Source organism: Bacillus cereus (assembly GCF_025917685.1).
GTDB classification, from domain to species: Bacteria; Bacillota; Bacilli; order Bacillales; family Bacillaceae_G; genus Bacillus_A; species Bacillus_A cereus_AT.
In genome coordinates this window covers 12,501-27,500 of record NZ_CP089518.1, presented here as the reverse complement: position 1 = coordinate 27,500, position 15,000 = coordinate 12,501, and the positions used below count along the sequence as shown (strand labels likewise).

Below are 15,000 nucleotides of genomic sequence, written 5' to 3'. Positions count from 1 at the left end.
CTCTATGCGAATCGTCACAAATATAACAAGGATCACGGTCAGTGATATGCCCACATACAGAACAATACGCTAAATCTCGCTTCGCATTCACAAGTGCTTTCGCAAAACCTAACACATCATCTTCTTTCATATCTAACACGAAGAACGCCAGTCGAACCGCTGTTTTCGGTCCGATTCCTGGCAATTTCATAAAACTATCAATTAATTTTGATATCGGTTCTGGATAATGCATATATCAATATCCTCCTAGAACATTCCACCTGGTAAGTTTAAGCCTTTTGTAAATTTACCCATTGTAGAATTTGAAAGTTCGTCAGCTTTTTTAAGCGCATCGTTCGTTGCAGCTAATACTAAGTCTTGTAACATTTCGATATCTTCTGGATCTACAACTTCTTCTTTAATTTTCACTTCAAGAACTTGCTTATGACCATTTGCAATAACAGTAATCATTCCGCCACCAGCTGTACCTTCAACTGTTTTTTCACCAAGCTCTTCTTGCGCCTTTGCCATGTCCTTTTGCATCTTTTGCATTTGTTTCATCATGTTATTCATATTTCCCATTCCGCCACGCATCATAATTAATTCCTCCTAATTATTACTCTTTTATTTCGATAAGTTCTTGCCCTACTAATTTTACAGCTTCTTCTATAAGAGGGTCTTCTTTTTGTTCTGGGCTTTCTTCAGAATCCCCGCCTTCGCGTTGTAAAAAGTCTTCGCGAATTTTACCCCATTCACTTTTTGGGATAGCAATCATGTTTAACCTTTTACTTAGCAATTCAAAAAGAGTCTGTTCCAATGTATCCATCGCTTCTCGATTTTCACTTGCCATTTTACAATGGATTTCATATTGAAATGCTAACACATAGGTATCATCTGAAGCTGCTACTGGCTCACTATTTTCTAATAAAACAGCAAATGCTACTTTGTTATATGACTTGAGTCTTCCTAACAACTCGCCCCATACAGCTTTTAACTGTTCTAGATCTTGACGCTTCGCTTGCTTTAACACTTCATTCACGCGTCCGACAGGAATTTTCATACTTCCTGTTCGTACCGGTTTTGGTGTCGCACGCGTCTCTCTTACTTCCTGCTGTACACCAGCTGGCACACCATTCTTTTTAACTTGCTCTAACTCTTTCTCCAATTGCTGCATCCTGTTCATAATTGCTTGCAAACGATCTGTACCATTTGCCTGCATCATAAATTGCTGACACAATTGCACCATAACAACTTCTAAGAAAATTCGTGGATGGTTTGTCCACTTCATCTCCTGTTGTCCCTTACTAAGGGTATGAATAATTTCATAGATTACTTCCGGTTGCATTTCTTCACTTAATGTACGGAATTGATCATCTACAATTACCCTTTCCAACATATGTTCTAATTGTGGTGAAGTTTGATATAAAAGCATATCACGATAGTAGTAAATGAAATCCTCCATAAAGCGAACTGGATCTTTCCCCTTACTCATCATTTCATCTATAATACGTAACGCTCTTGATACATCATTTTCACGTATACATTCTACTAAGTTACCTAAGTATTGTTGAGAAACAGAACCCGTTACAGCTAAAACATCTTCACTCGTCACAGTCTCATCACTATAAGAAATCGCTTGATCAATCAGACTTAATGCATCACGCATACCACCTTCAGCGGCACGTGCGACGATTTGTAACGCTTCATCTTCTACTTGTGTACCTTCATTCGTCACAACCGTAGATAATCTCTCTACGATATCATTTACTGATATTTTTCGAAATTCAAAGCGTTGACAACGTGAAATGATTGTCGGTGGAATCTTATGTGGCTCTGTTGTCGCCAAAATAAAGATAACATGTCCTGGCGGCTCCTCTAACGTTTTTAAAAGTGCGTTAAAGGCACCCATAGAAAGCATGTGGACTTCATCAATAATGTATACTTTATATTTCACAGCACTTGGAGCATATTTTACTTTATCTCTTATATCTCGAATTTCATCTACACCGTTATTTGAAGCCGCATCAATTTCTAATACATCTGAAATAGATCCTTGTGTAATTCCTAAACAAGAAGGACATTCATTACAAGGTTCAGCTACCGGAGCATGTTCACAGTTAATTGCTTTTGCAAATACTTTTGCAATTGTCGTTTTCCCTGTTCCCCTTGGACCAGAAAATACATAAGCATGTGAAACTTTCTCTTGAAGAAGGGCATTTTGCAACGTTTTTGTCACGTGCTTTTGACCGACTACATCTCCAAACTTTTGCGGTCTCCATGTTCGGTATAACGCTTGGTATGACACGAAAATACGGCCTCCCTCAAAGGTTATTATCTCATTTATTATAACCCATTCTGTTTATAGATTCCAAAAGTTATTTTCTATACAAAAAACCCACCTTAGTATTAAGGTGAGTTTTGTATACATATATAACTGCCGTGCACCTTCTGTCGATTACGTACCATAAGCGTTACTTAAGCAGTTAGCTCGGTTCAGGCACTCCTGCGGCACACGAGAAGACCCGCTTATTGCTGCTTCCTTCCGGACCTGACAAGGTTCACGGGGTCCCGTTGCGCAGGACCCAAACGTCAACACCACTTACTTAAGACAGACCTTACAGCAACATAACCTCGAGAAGGGATTCGGCCTCGCTAGAGCGGATTGCGAGTATAGGGCACCGCTACCTCCCCGCTTAGCACGGCAAAGTTAAAACCAATATTCGGTTGCCTTCATTAAAGGCATTATCAGTATAACTTGTTTTTTTACAAAATGCAAATACGTTAGTTCGTATTACTTTTCTCTAATTTTTTCGCTTCTTTTCTTTTCTTACGAAGCTCCCTAAAAAAATTCGTTAACAACGTACCACATTCTTCTTCTAGTACACCAGCCACCACTTCGCATTGATGATTAAAACGCTCATCGGTTAAAAGATTCATTAATGTACCTGCACATCCACCTTTCGGATCGCTCGCACCATATACAACCCTTTTTACGCGTGATAATACAATTCCACCTGCACACATTGGACAAGGTTCTAATGTTACATATAACGTTGCATCTTCTAAGCGCCATGTCCCTAATTTTTTGCACGCCTCATCAATAGCTAACAACTCAGCGTGAGCTATTGATCTTTGCTCAGTTTCCCTTAAATTATGAGCAACACTAATTACTTCACCATCTAACACTATAACTGCACCAATCGGTACTTCTTGTATTGCCTCTGCCTTTTTAGCCTCTTCTATTGCTAACTGCATAAAATAAATATCTTGATCGTGTTCCATACCATAGTCCTTTCATTACAAATAAAGTACACTTATTTCCATTTACTACACATGGGATAACTTTTACAAATTCAATCCACCCTAAGAAAAAAGAGAGGGGATTACATATGAAGAATACTGCCTTACTCATTATCGATATGATTAATGACTTTCAATTTTCACACGGACCCATCCTGGCCAAAAAATGCGAAATTATAACAAATCCTATTTTACAATTAAAAAAAACAATGAAATCCTTTGGCTACCCCATAATTTATATTAATGACCATTATCAACTTTGGAGATCTGATATTGACCAACTAATTACTCATTGTACAAATGAGTATAGTGAAAATATCATTCATAAGATTGCTCCAAATTCTGATGATTACATTTTTATTAAACCACATTACTCTGCTTTTTATGAAACACCTTTAAATTCTTTATTAGGCTATTTAAAAATAGAAAATCTAATATTAACAGGCGTCGCCGGGAATATATGTATCCTCTTTACAGCTAACGATGCTCATATGAGAAATTATACACTGTATGTACCACAGGACTGTATTGCCTCTAATCATGATCAGGATAACCTGCATGCTTTAAAAATAATGGAAGCCACATTAAAAGCAAATATAGTACCATCATCTCAAATAAAAATTAATTAATACATATATCTATTTTCTAACTTTTTATATCAAATTAACCCGCTCGCTTCCCTCTTGTGCTACAATAATTCTGTTTTGTGTTTTTAGTAGTCACGGTAAATCACTGATTGAAAGGAGGAAACAGCGTGACCGGAGTACCATTTATCACGGTTGAAGGACCAATTGGTGTTGGAAAAACTTCACTTGCGAAGGAAATTTCAACTCACATGCAACTCCACTTACTAAAAGAGATTGTTGATGAAAATCCTTTTTTAGGAAAATTCTACGAAGACATCGACGAATGGAGTTTTCAAACAGAGATGTTCTTTCTTTGTAATAGATACAAACAACTAGAGGATATTAACATAAAGTATTTGGATCAAAGGAAGCCTGTAGTAGCAGATTATCATATATTCAAAAATTTAATTTTTGCATCCCGTACATTAAAAGATGCTCAATATGACAAGTACATGCAAATTTATCGTATCCTTACTCAAGATATGCCTGTACCAAATGTCATCGTTTATTTAACAGCGAGCCTAGAAACATTACAAAAAAGAATTGCGATGCGCGGAAGAGAATTCGAAAAAAATATGGATCCAAATTATTTGCTACAGCTTACAAAAGATTACGAAACAGCAATGGATGCTTTCAAAAAGGACCATCCAGATATTCCAGTATTGAAGTTTAACGGAGACGATATGGATTTTGTAAGAAATCCTGATGATTTAAATGTCATCTTATCCACTCTTCAAAATACTCTCTTGAAGGAGTCGAAATAATAATGAATTTAAGGCAAAAATATGATATACCAAATGATGCAGTTATCACTATTGCTGGAACAGTAGGTGTCGGTAAATCAACTATGACAACTGCATTAGCTAACGCTTTAGGTTATCGTACATCTTTCGAAAAAGTAGATTCCAATCCATATTTGGACAAGTTCTATGCTGATTTCACACGTTGGAGCTTTCACTTACAAGTATATTTTTTAGCAGAACGATTTAAAGAACAAAAAAGAATTTTTGAATATGGTGGCGGTTTTGTCCAAGACCGTTCTATTTATGAGGACACTGGTATTTTTGCAAAAATGCATCACGAAAAGGGTACAATGACAGAAACTGATTATGAAACATACAAAGGTTTATTTGATGCTATGGTCATGACTCCTTACTTCCCACATCCAGACTTATTAATTTATTTAGAAGGTTCTTTCGATGATATTGTCGACCGTATCCAAGAACGAGGACGTCCAATGGAACAACAAACACCAATTGAGTATTGGAAAGAGATGCATGGACGTTACGAAAATTGGATTAATGACTTTAACTCATGCCCTGTTTTACGACTAAACATTAATGAATACGATATTTTAAAAGATGGCGATTCAATCGAACCAATCATTAAAAAAATCGGCCATTTTTTAAAACAAACACGTAAACTTGTAAAATAAAAAACCCGTGCATATGCACGGGTTTTTCTATTAAATTACTTTTTCTTTGTTGGAGCAATAATTTCACTCTCAGGTTTTCCAGCGTTAATACGCTGACGAACAGTACTCGTACTAATATCATATGTTTCAGCAATCTCTTTAACAGTCATTTCTTTCCCGTTAATTACTGCTGTTAATACTTTACCTGTACGTTTTGGAGCTGCTTCTTTCTTTACAGCTGGTTTTTCAACCTTTTTTGGTACCTCTACTTTACTCGCAACTTGTTTTACGTCACAAGTACAACCACAAAGTTTACGGAATGTATCATCGCTTATAATGCGTGACACGTTTGCACCACTGTTTAAAATTCTATTGTTCTTACAGACCGGACATTGTACATAATATAAAGTTTTTCCATCTAAAGGAAACGTTTGTATAATAAGATCCATGTTGACTCCTTTCATATCTATGAAGATAATCATCGGAATATGAGTGTGTAATAAGGACAAAATCGCCTTACACCATACTTTATGATTGGTTTTAAAATAAAAACTCGTTACGTGTTGGTAACGAGTTCTCCAATCTCCACTTATATGCGCTGTTGTCAATTATATCTGGAGGAGGTAGAGGGATTCGAACCCCCGCGCGACTCTCGCCGCCTGTCGGTTTTCAAGACCGATCCCTTCAGCCAGACTTGGGTATACCTCCATATTGACATCAAATATAATATCAAAAGAAAAACAGTTAGTCAACCCTACTAAAATAAATTATGAGGAAAGGAAAATTTTACTTTCCCTCTCCTACATTATAGTAATGACAACGCTCATAATTACCAATCACTCATACCGATGAATGTTTAAATTTACTTAATAACTGTTTTTCCTCCCATATAAGGGCGAAGAACTTCTGGAATTATAATTGTACCATCTTCTTGCTGGTAGTTCTCTAAAATAGCTGCAACCGTACGTCCAATTGCAAGACCAGATCCATTTAATGTATGAACATGTTCTGGTTTTCCGTTTGGCTCACGACGGAAACGGATATTTGCACGTCTCGCTTGGAAAGCTTCAAAATTACTACAAGAAGAAATTTCACGATATGTGCCATAGCTTGGAATCCATACTTCAATATCGTATTTTTTCGCTGCTGTAAATCCTAAATCGCCTGTGCACATGCTCATAACGCGATATGGCAACTCTAATAATTGTAACACGCGTTCTGCATCATTTGTTAATTTTTCTAACTCTTCATAAGAATCTTCTGGTTTTACGAACTTCACAAGCTCTACTTTATTAAATTGATGTTGGCGAATTAAACCACGTGTATCGCGACCAGCAGAACCTGCTTCAGAACGGAAGCAAGAGCTAAATGCAGCATATCGTATCGGTAATTGCTCTTTACTTAAAATCTCATCACGATGCATATTCGTTACAGGTACTTCAGCTGTAGGGATTAAGAAATAATCTTCGCTTTCAATACGGAATGCATCTTCTTCAAACTTTGGAAGTTGCCCTGTTCCTGTCATACTTGCACGGTTTACCATATAAGGAGGTAATACTTCCTCATATCCATGCTCATCAGTATGAAGATCAAGCATGAAACTAATTAAAGCACGCTCTAATCTTGCACCAGCACCTTTGTAAAATACAAATCGGCTTCCTGTTACTTTCCCAGCACGTTCAAAATCTAAAATCCCTAAATCTGTAGCAAGATCCCAATGTGGTTTTGGCTCAAAAGTAAATTCTTTCACTTCTCCCCAATTACGTGCTACTACGTTATCATCTTCTGTTTCACCTACTGGAGCAGATTCATGAGGGATATTTGGGATAGATAGCATTAATCTCTCTAAATCTTCTTCAACTGTACGAAGCTCATTATCAAGATCTTTTACTTTTTCCCCAACTTCACGCATTTCTAGAATTAGAGCTTCCGCATCTTTCTTTTCACGCTTTAATACTGAAATTTGTTGAGATACTTCGTTACGTTTACTTTTTAGTTCTTCTGTTTGAACAAGTAGCTCTCTTCTTCTCGTATCAAGTTCCTCAAAGCGACCAAAATCTGTTAAATCTTCGCCTCTATGCTGTAATTTTGCTTTTACTTCTTCAAAATTCGTACGTAAAAATTTAATATCAAGCATTATATACTCCTCCTTTTATTTTATAAAACACAAAAAACTCCCGTCCCTATACAAAGGGACGGGAGTTAACCCGCGTTGCCACCCTAGTTGAAAGCATTGCCGCTTTCCTCTCAAGTAGAAATAACGGCTCTTCACCGGGAATGCTTACTAATCCAAAGATATTCCACATTCCATTCCAGGATGGATTCACAAACTGTTTCTATCGATTTCCACCAACCATCGACTCTCTATAAGAAACGACATCTGTTACTACTTCCTATCAACACGCTTATTTTATAAAATTGTTACCATCAATTTACTATAATCTTATACAAGTTGCAAGTTACTTATACAACTTTTTTCATTTTCGCTTCTTTTACCATTTCGACAAAGTATGCTGTTACACGATGATCATCCGTTAATTCCGGATGGAATGAAGCAGCTAAAAACTGATTTTGTCTTACCGCTACCATTCGATCGCCATGCTTAGAAAGTACTTCAACGTTATCAGCCACATCTACAACATATGGAGCACGGATAAATACACCAATAAAGTCTTCCCCCACACCTTTAATTGAAAGCGCGGCTTCAAAACTATCTTTTTGGCGTCCAAACGCATTGCGTTCAACTGTAATATCCATAGCACCAATATGTGCTTTTTCATAGCCAATAAGTGTTTTCGCAAGAAGAATCATACCTGCACATGTACCAAACATTGGTTTACCAGACTTCGCAAATGTACGAAGAGGCTCCATGAAAGCATACTTATCAATAAGACGGCGCATTGTTGTACTTTCACCGCCTGGTAAAATAAGACCATCAATCTCTTCAAGTTGTTCTATACGCTTTACAACCACAGCTTCTGCACCACTTGCTTCAACTGATTTTACATGCTCACGAACTGCACCTTGAAGACCTAGTACACCGATTTTCACCATTTTAAAGAATCTCCTTTAATTACCATCCACGCTCTTGCATGCGTTGTTCTGGTAATAACGTTGAAATTTCGATACCCTTCATTGCATTACCTAATCCTTTAGAAAGGCTTGCAATTAGTTCATAATCTTCATAGTGAGTCGTTGCTTCAACGATTGCACGTGCAAATTTCTCTGGGTTCTCTGATTTGAAGATACCAGATCCAACGAATACACCATCAGCACCAAGTTGCATCATTAACGCTGCATCTGCTGGTGTTGCTACACCACCTGCTGCAAAGTTTACAACTGGTAAGCGACCAAGGCGTTTAATTTCAAGTAGTACTTCATAAGGAGCACCAGTATTTTTTGCATATGTCATTAACTCATCTTCACGTAGACTTGCAACTTGACGGATTTCTGCATTGACTTGGCGCATATGACGCACTGCCTCTACAATGTTTCCTGTTCCTGGCTCACCTTTTGTACGAAGCATAGATGCACCTTCTGCAATACGACGTGCAGCTTCTCCGATATCACGGCAACCACATACAAACGGAACTGTGTAATCACGTTTATTTAAATGGTACACTTCATCAGCAGGAGTTAATACTTCACTCTCATCGATATAGTCTACCCCTAATGATTCTAATACACGTGCTTCTACAAGGTGACCGATACGGCATTTTGCCATAACCGGAATTGACACAGCACCCATAACTTCTTCAACAATTGTTGGATCTGCCATACGAGAAACGCCACCTGCTGCACGAATATCTGCAGGTACACGCTCTAATGCCATAACAGCAACTGCGCCCGCCTCTTCTGCAATCCTTGCTTGCTCAGCGTTAATTACGTCCATAATAACGCCGCCTTTTTGCATTTCTGCCATTCCACGTTTTACACGTTCTGTCCCTGTTACATTTGTCATGTACAAAAACCCCCCTAGGTGAATTGCTTTCCCCGTTAAAGAAGAAAATTAAGAATACTCTTACATTCTACCATTAACTATCTGATGCTTGTCCACTACTTTTTCATAAAGTCGGTATGAAAAATAGGAATAAGAAAAAGCTCCTACAATGAGGAGCTTTTAAAACCAACCTTTTACTGTATCAACAGCACTATTCCACATACCACCAAAGAAAGAACCAATTCCGCGCATAGAACGTGTAAACCAACCTGCTTCTTCTACTTCAGATTTTGTTACAAGGTCAACTTGCAGTGATTTTCCTGATAAAAATCCAGGATCATTACCATCTTTCGGCGTTATTACCATTTGGCCAAGTGAACCTCCCTTTTTAATAGGTGCTTCTTGTCCCTTATTTCCTTCTTTAAATTCTGTTTTATAAACATCTTTACTTCCTTTTGGTACTGGAAGTGAAACAGCTTGTTTCATTTGAACTGCTACATCTTTATCTTTCGCATTTTCTACTCTTACTGTTTCTTTTCCTTTGACCGAAGAACCTTTTTCATACATTTTCTTCATTTCAAAATTAGCAAATCCATAATCATATAATTTCTTTGTCTCATCAAATCTTGCTGTATGAGAGTTTGTTTTAATAACTACAGAAATGAAACGCATACCATTTCTTTCAATCGTACCAGTGAAACAATCTCCTGCTTCTGGAGTTGATCCTGTTTTCAGGCCATCTACGCCTTCATATTCCTTAATTAGCCCTTTTAACATCCAGTTCCAGTTAGACATTTCGATTCGATCCGGAGTACCTTCACGGAATACTTTTTTTGAAATTTTTGCTATGTCTAATGTTTTAGGGAAATCTTGAATAAGACGTTGTGCTAGAATTGCTACATCTCTCGCAGACATTTTATTTTCTTCATCCGGAGTTGTCCCTTCAGGATGGTGTCCCTTTAAATCTTTGTTCGTTAAGCCTGTAGAATTTACAAACTTATAATTTTTTAATCCAAACTCTTTCGATTTATCATTCATCATTTTTACAAATTCTACTTCTTTTCCAGCAACCGCTTCAGCTAGCGCTATTGTTGCACCATTAGCAGAATAAATTGCCATTGCTTCGTATAACTCTTTTACTGTATAAGACTCACCGTTTCGTAGAGGCACATTCGATAATGAACGATCTTGCGAAATGTTATACGCATATTCAGAAACCTTAACTTTTTGATCCCATTTTAGTTTCCCTTTCGCAACTGCCTCGTTCACTAGGTATTCACTCATCATTTTTGTCATACTAGCAATTGATAATAACTCATCTGCATTTTTTTGATATAAAATCTTCCCAGAATTCGCTTCTACTAAAATTGCCGCACCTGCTTCAATGTTTAAAGCGGCTCCTGTTTCTGCTGATGCATTGCTATATGGTACAAGCATGCTACAAGCTATTGTAAGCACTGTTACCAACGCAATGAATCTTTTGCAAAACATACCTTTCACTTTTGCTACCCCCAATATCTATGTACTCACATAACCGTTATTCTAACATAATCAAAAAAAAATAGACAGAGATATCAAATCTCCGTCTATTTACATATAAGACATTATAATGAGTAGTTTGGAGCCTCTTTTGTAATCTGCACATGGTGAGGATGGCTTTCACGTAAACCAGCACCCGACATACGAATAAATTGCGCATTCTCACGTAAGAATTCTAAATCTTGTGCTCCGCAGTATCCCATACCTGCACGTAATCCACCAACTAATTGATGAACTGTATCTGCTAAAGGTCCTTTATATGGTACTCGTCCTTCAATACCTTCTGGAACAAGTTTTTTGTTTCCTTCTTGGAAGTAACGATCTTTACTTCCTTTTTCCATTGCTCCAACAGAACCCATTCCACGGTATACTTTAAATTGACGACCTTGGTAAATTTCAGTTTCTCCAGGGCTTTCAGCTACACCAGCAAACATACTACCTAACATAACAACATGTGCTCCTGCCGCTAAAGCTTTAACCATATCACCAGAGTACTTAACACCGCCATCTGCAATAACTGGAATGCCGTGTTTACGAGCTTCAGTCGCACAATCATAAACTGCTGTTAATTGTGGTACACCAACGCCAGCTACAACGCGTGTTGTACAAATAGAACCTGGTCCAATACCAACTTTAACAACGTTTGCACCAGCTTCAATTAATGCTTTTGTTGCTTCAGCTGTAGCAACATTTCCAGCGATAATGTTTAATGATGGATATTTCGCACGAACTTCTTTTACTTTTTCAATAACACCGTGAGAATGTCCATGAGCTGTATCAAGTACAATTGCATCTACGCTTGCTTTTACTAATGCGTCAATACGAAGCATAGCATCCGCTGTTACACCAACTGCTGCTCCAACTAATAAGCGTCCTTGCTTATCTTTTGCAGAGTTTGGGAATTCAATTACTTTTTCAATATCTTTTATTGTAATAAGCCCTTGTAATACACCGTTATTATCAACAAGAGGGAGCTTTTCAATTTTATACTTTTGTAGGATCTTTTCAGCTTCTTCCAGTGTAGTACCAACTGGAGCTGTAATTAACTGTTCTTTTGTCATTACGTCAGAAATTTTGATTGAGTAGTCTTGGATGAAACGCATATCACGGTTTGTAATAATACCAACTAATTTTCGCTCATCTAAATTATTTACAACTGGCACACCTGAAATACGATATTTCCCCATAAGATGTTCTGCATCGTATACTTGATGTTCTGGAGTTAAAAAGAAAGGATCTGAAATAACGCCGCTTTCAGAGCGTTTTACCTTATCAACCTGCTCTGCTTGTTGTTCAATAGACATATTCTTATGAATAATTCCTAAACCGCCTTGGCGAGCCATTGCAATGGCCATATCAGCTTCTGTTACTGTATCCATTCCTGCACTAATTAACGGGATGTTTAGCTGTAAGCTTTCAGATAAAACTGTTTTAACACTTACTTCTCTTGGTAATATATCTGACCTTGCTGGTACAAGTAATACATCATCAAAAGTCAAACCTTCTTTAACAAATTTAGATTCCCACATAATTGTTCCCCCCATGATACCAGAAATTATTATTAGTAGCTTATCAATTGGTTAAAATACTGTCAAGGACGTATATATATGTTAGAATTTTTAGACAATAAAAGGAGCGTAATATATGCATCAAACACATTGTACTTGGCAGCAATTAAGTTTCTTCTTTTCATCTCAAAATGTACAATATTATCTTGCCCGTTGTTATGAAAAATCCTCAATTCAAGATGCCGAAAAAAAAAGTTTTGAAAATTGTTATCCATTTATTTATTACTTAGAACACGGTAAAAATTATTATGAATTATATAAGACAGCTCCATTTTCCATTCAGCCAATGTTGTTGTTTTATGGGATTAGTCAACTGTTTAAGGCTTGCTTACTAACGATTGATCCGAACTATCCCGAATCAACAACCGTTTTAGCGCATGGAGTTACAACACGTAAAAGAAAAAAACAAGGGTATCAATTTTTAGAAGACGAGGTAAAAATACAGAAAAATGGATTGTTTTCTCATGCTGCAGAACAACTGTTTCACATGAAACACTTAGAAGCAGAAAAGTTTAATATGCTAGAACTAATGGGAAAAATTCCTGAATTACAAAATTTATTTCGCTATAGCCAAAAAGGAACAACATTATATAAGATTGATTCACCAACTAAAAATGAGCTCTCCTTTTCAGCCAACATACTAGATCGACTGCATATGACTAAAGAGCGGTTTTCTCGTTACATCGAAACAACTTGTAAGCATTTATCAATACAACATGCACCTGGGAAAACTAATGAGTCTACTATGCTTTTTACAGCACCTACTCAATCATGGAATCCTATGTATAGTACCCCTTTATACTACGAACATCTTACTGATACTTATTATTTACCACTTACGACCGATCCTAGAAATCCTAAGCCAGTATTACCTGAGCTCCTTGTTCATTACTTATTGCTCTATAATTTAAGCATGATCTCCAGATATGAAACAGATTGGTGGTATGACTTGCTTGGAAGTTACAGTTCTGAAGATTATCCATTCATTTATCAGTTTCTCAATATTTCGGCTCAAAAAATCCCGTATTATATTTCAGCATTTTTACTAACAGAATCCAGCCTATTCCATGGGAAATAAAAAAACACAAGTCAAAAGACTTGTGTTTTTAGTTGCTTGGCGACGTCCTACTCTCACAGGGACAAGGTCCCAACTACCATCGGCGCTAGAGAGCTTAACTTCCGTGTTCGGTATGGGAACGGGTGTGACCTCTCTGCCATCATCACCAAACTATGAAGGCATATTCCTTCAAAACTAGATAACATTGCTACATATTATATGGTTAAGTCCTCGATCTATTAGTATTCGTCAGCTCCACATGTCACCATGCTTCCACCTCGAACCTATCAACCTGATCATCTTTCAGGGATCTTACTAGCTTACGCTATGGGAAATCTCATCTTGAGGGGGGCTTCATGCTTAGATGCTTTCAGCACTTATCCCTTCCGCACATAGCTACCCAGCTATGCCCTTGGCAGAACAACTGGTACACCAGCGGTGCGTCCATCCCGGTCCTCTCGTACTAAGGACAGCTCCTCTCAAATTTCCTACGCCCACGACGGATAGGGACCGAACTGTCTCACGACGTTCTGAACCCAGCTCGCGTACCGCTTTAATGGGCGAACAGCCCAACCCTTGGGACCGACTACAGCCCCAGGATGCGATGAGCCGACATCGAGGTGCCAAACCTCCCCGTCGATGTGGACTCTTGGGGGAGATAAGCCTGTTATCCCCGGGGTAGCTTTTATCCGTTGAGCGATGGCCCTTCCATGCGGAACCACCGGATCACTAAGCCCGACTTTCGTCCCTGCTCGACTTGTAGGTCTCGCAGTCAAGCTCCCTTATGCCTTTGCACTCTACGAATGATTTCCAACCATTCTGAGGGAACCTTTGGGCGCCTCCGTTACACTTTAGGAGGCGACCGCCCCAGTCAAACTGCCCACCTGACACTGTCTCCCGGGTCGATAAGACCCGTAGGTTAGAATTTCAATACAGTCAGGGCGGTATCCCACCAGCGCCTCCACCGAAGCTAGCGCTCCGGTTTCAATGGCTCCCGCCTATCCTGTACAAACTGTACCAAAATTCAATATCAGGCTACAGTAAAGCTCCACGGGGTCTTTCCGTCCTGTCGCGGGTAACCTGCATCTTCACAGGTACTATAATTTCACCGAGTCTCTGGTTGAGACAGTGCCCAAATCGTTACACCTTTCGTGCGGGTCGGAACTTACCCGACAAGGAATTTCGCTACCTTAGGACCGTTATAGTTACGGCCGCCGTTTACTGGGGCTTCAGTTCAGAGCTTCGCTTACGCTAACCCCTCTCCTTAACCTTCCAGCACCGGGCAGGTGTCAGCCCCTATACTTCGCCTTACGGCTTCGCAGAGACCTGTGTTTTTGCTAAACAGTCGCTTGGGCCTATTCACTGCGGCTTTCCGTTAAGAAAGCACCCCTTCTCCCGAAGTTACGGGGTCATTTTGCCGAGTTCCTTAACCAGAGTTCTCTCGCACACCTTAGGATTCTCTCCTCGCCTACCTGTGTCGGTTTGCGGTACAGGCACCTTTTATCTCGCTAGAAGCTTTTCTTGGCAGCGGGGAATCAAAGACTTCGCTCCATAAGGAGCTTCCCCATCACAGCTCA

The 15,000-nt window shown here is 38.6% G+C and carries 14 protein-coding genes, 1 tRNA gene, 2 rRNA genes, 1 other RNA gene and 1 other annotated feature (2 of these 19 running past the window's edge); of the genes, 4 read left to right on the top strand and 14 right to left on the bottom strand.

The window, feature by feature from the left end; all coding sequences use genetic code 11:
• The 5 genes from recR to tadA form a co-directional block, all read right to left on the bottom strand.
• Nucleotides 1-232: the 5' portion of a recombination protein RecR gene (gene recR / locus LUS72_RS00135; RefSeq protein WP_000559165.1), read on the bottom strand. 365 nt of this gene lie to the left of the window's left edge; only the first 232 of its 597 coding nucleotides appear in the window; it begins with the start codon at nt 230-232; the stop codon falls past the left edge of the window.
• A 14-nt stretch (nt 233-246) separates the two neighbouring features.
• The gene (locus tag LUS72_RS00130; protein WP_170956690.1) at nt 247-573 is read right to left on the bottom strand and encodes a YbaB/EbfC family nucleoid-associated protein; all 327 of its coding nucleotides are present in this window, start codon (nt 571-573) and stop codon (nt 247-249) included.
• Between the two features lie 22 nt (nt 574-595).
• Nucleotides 596-2,284, bottom strand: a complete 1,689-nt coding sequence (gene dnaX / locus LUS72_RS00125; protein ID WP_071770408.1) for a DNA polymerase III subunit gamma/tau — start codon at nt 2,282-2,284, stop codon at nt 596-598.
• A 132-nt stretch (nt 2,285-2,416) separates the two neighbouring features.
• Nucleotides 2,417-2,681: signal recognition particle sRNA large type (ffs, locus tag LUS72_RS00120), an RNA gene on the bottom strand.
• 79 nt (nt 2,682-2,760) lie between these two features.
• Nucleotides 2,761-3,261 (bottom strand): tRNA adenosine(34) deaminase TadA, encoded by a 501-nt coding sequence (gene tadA, locus LUS72_RS00115; RefSeq protein WP_071744327.1) that lies wholly within the window; start codon nt 3,259-3,261, stop codon nt 2,761-2,763.
• A 107-nt stretch (nt 3,262-3,368) separates the two neighbouring features.
• On the opposite strand from tadA, the gene LUS72_RS00110 reads away from it, so the two are divergent.
• The 3 genes from LUS72_RS00110 to LUS72_RS00100 all read left to right on the top strand — a co-directional run bounded on the left by LUS72_RS00110 (nt 3,369) and on the right by LUS72_RS00100 (nt 5,340).
• The gene (locus tag LUS72_RS00110; protein WP_097833381.1) at nt 3,369-3,908 is read left to right on the top strand and encodes a cysteine hydrolase family protein; all 540 of its coding nucleotides are present in this window, start codon (nt 3,369-3,371) and stop codon (nt 3,906-3,908) included.
• 125 nt (nt 3,909-4,033) lie between these two features.
• Nucleotides 4,034-4,669, top strand: a complete 636-nt coding sequence (locus tag LUS72_RS00105; RefSeq protein ID WP_097833382.1) for a deoxynucleoside kinase — start codon at nt 4,034-4,036, stop codon at nt 4,667-4,669.
• 2 nt (nt 4,670-4,671) lie between these two features.
• Complete coding sequence (locus tag LUS72_RS00100; protein ID WP_001053582.1) at nt 4,672-5,340, top strand: deoxynucleoside kinase; 669 nt, start codon at nt 4,672-4,674, stop codon at nt 5,338-5,340.
• Nucleotides 5,341-5,375: 35 nt separating this feature from the next.
• On the opposite strand, the gene LUS72_RS00095 is transcribed toward LUS72_RS00100, so the two are convergent.
• The 7 genes from LUS72_RS00095 to guaB all read right to left on the bottom strand — a co-directional run bounded on the left by LUS72_RS00095 (nt 5,376) and on the right by guaB (nt 12,327).
• A complete protein-coding gene (locus LUS72_RS00095) occupies nt 5,376-5,768 on the bottom strand; it encodes a sigma factor-like helix-turn-helix DNA-binding protein (protein WP_000364207.1) in 393 nt (130 codons plus the stop codon).
• 166 nt (nt 5,769-5,934) lie between these two features.
• Nucleotides 5,935-6,027 (bottom strand) — tRNA-Ser (locus LUS72_RS00090).
• A 154-nt stretch (nt 6,028-6,181) separates the two neighbouring features.
• Nucleotides 6,182-7,456: a serine--tRNA ligase gene (gene serS, locus LUS72_RS00085; RefSeq protein ID WP_000884178.1), complete on the bottom strand. Its 1,275-nt coding sequence runs from the start codon at nt 7,454-7,456 to the stop codon at nt 6,182-6,184.
• Nucleotides 7,457-7,507: 51 nt separating this feature from the next.
• Nucleotides 7,508-7,728: a binding site (T-box leader), on the bottom strand.
• 54 nt (nt 7,729-7,782) lie between these two features.
• Nucleotides 7,783-8,373: a pyridoxal 5'-phosphate synthase glutaminase subunit PdxT gene (gene pdxT, locus LUS72_RS00080; protein ID WP_264448496.1), complete on the bottom strand. Its 591-nt coding sequence runs from the start codon at nt 8,371-8,373 to the stop codon at nt 7,783-7,785.
• 19 nt (nt 8,374-8,392) lie between these two features.
• Nucleotides 8,393-9,280: a pyridoxal 5'-phosphate synthase lyase subunit PdxS gene (gene pdxS / locus LUS72_RS00075; RefSeq protein WP_000186161.1), complete on the bottom strand. Its 888-nt coding sequence runs from the start codon at nt 9,278-9,280 to the stop codon at nt 8,393-8,395.
• Between the two features lie 159 nt (nt 9,281-9,439).
• Nucleotides 9,440-10,750: a D-alanyl-D-alanine carboxypeptidase family protein gene (locus LUS72_RS00070; protein ID WP_176539500.1), complete on the bottom strand. Its 1,311-nt coding sequence runs from the start codon at nt 10,748-10,750 to the stop codon at nt 9,440-9,442.
• Nucleotides 10,751-10,863: 113 nt separating this feature from the next.
• Nucleotides 10,864-12,327, bottom strand: a complete 1,464-nt coding sequence (guaB, locus tag LUS72_RS00065; protein ID WP_000264087.1) for an IMP dehydrogenase — start codon at nt 12,325-12,327, stop codon at nt 10,864-10,866.
• A gap of 115 nt (nt 12,328-12,442) precedes the next feature.
• Here guaB and LUS72_RS00060 point away from each other — a divergent pair, with 115 nt between their 5' ends.
• A complete protein-coding gene (locus LUS72_RS00060) occupies nt 12,443-13,444 on the top strand; it encodes a YaaC family protein (protein WP_097833386.1) in 1,002 nt (333 codons plus the stop codon).
• Between the two features lie 34 nt (nt 13,445-13,478).
• Here LUS72_RS00060 and rrf read toward each other — a convergent pair.
• Together rrf and LUS72_RS00050 are read right to left on the bottom strand one after the other, a co-directional pair.
• Nucleotides 13,479-13,594: ribosomal RNA gene (gene rrf, locus LUS72_RS00055) — 5S ribosomal RNA — on the bottom strand.
• 48 nt (nt 13,595-13,642) lie between these two features.
• A 23S ribosomal RNA gene (locus LUS72_RS00050) occupies nt 13,643-15,000 on the bottom strand (it continues 1,564 nt past the right edge of the window).

What these genes read in the sequence shown, in the direction of transcription:
- LUS72_RS00130 (WP_170956690.1), bottom strand. Translation starts at nt 573, where the DNA reads ATGCGTGGCGGAATGGGAAATATGAATAACATGATGAAACAAATGCAA.
- tadA (WP_071744327.1), bottom strand. Translation starts at nt 3,261, where the DNA reads ATGGAACACGATCAAGATATTTATTTTATGCAGTTAGCAATAGAAGAG.
- LUS72_RS00110 (WP_097833381.1), top strand. Translation starts at nt 3,369, where the DNA reads ATGAAGAATACTGCCTTACTCATTATCGATATGATTAATGACTTTCAA.
- LUS72_RS00100 (WP_001053582.1), top strand. Translation starts at nt 4,672, where the DNA reads ATGAATTTAAGGCAAAAATATGATATACCAAATGATGCAGTTATCACT.
- LUS72_RS00095 (WP_000364207.1), bottom strand. Translation starts at nt 5,768, where the DNA reads ATGGATCTTATTATACAAACGTTTCCTTTAGATGGAAAAACTTTATAT.
- serS (WP_000884178.1), bottom strand. Translation starts at nt 7,456, where the DNA reads ATGCTTGATATTAAATTTTTACGTACGAATTTTGAAGAAGTAAAAGCA.
- pdxT (WP_264448496.1), bottom strand. Translation starts at nt 8,373, where the DNA reads ATGGTGAAAATCGGTGTACTAGGTCTTCAAGGTGCAGTTCGTGAGCAT.
- pdxS (WP_000186161.1), bottom strand. Translation starts at nt 9,280, where the DNA reads ATGACAAATGTAACAGGGACAGAACGTGTAAAACGTGGAATGGCAGAA.
- LUS72_RS00070 (WP_176539500.1), bottom strand. Translation starts at nt 10,750, where the DNA reads ATGTTTTGCAAAAGATTCATTGCGTTGGTAACAGTGCTTACAATAGCT.
- guaB (WP_000264087.1), bottom strand. Translation starts at nt 12,327, where the DNA reads ATGTGGGAATCTAAATTTGTTAAAGAAGGTTTGACTTTTGATGATGTA.
- LUS72_RS00060 (WP_097833386.1), top strand. Translation starts at nt 12,443, where the DNA reads ATGCATCAAACACATTGTACTTGGCAGCAATTAAGTTTCTTCTTTTCA.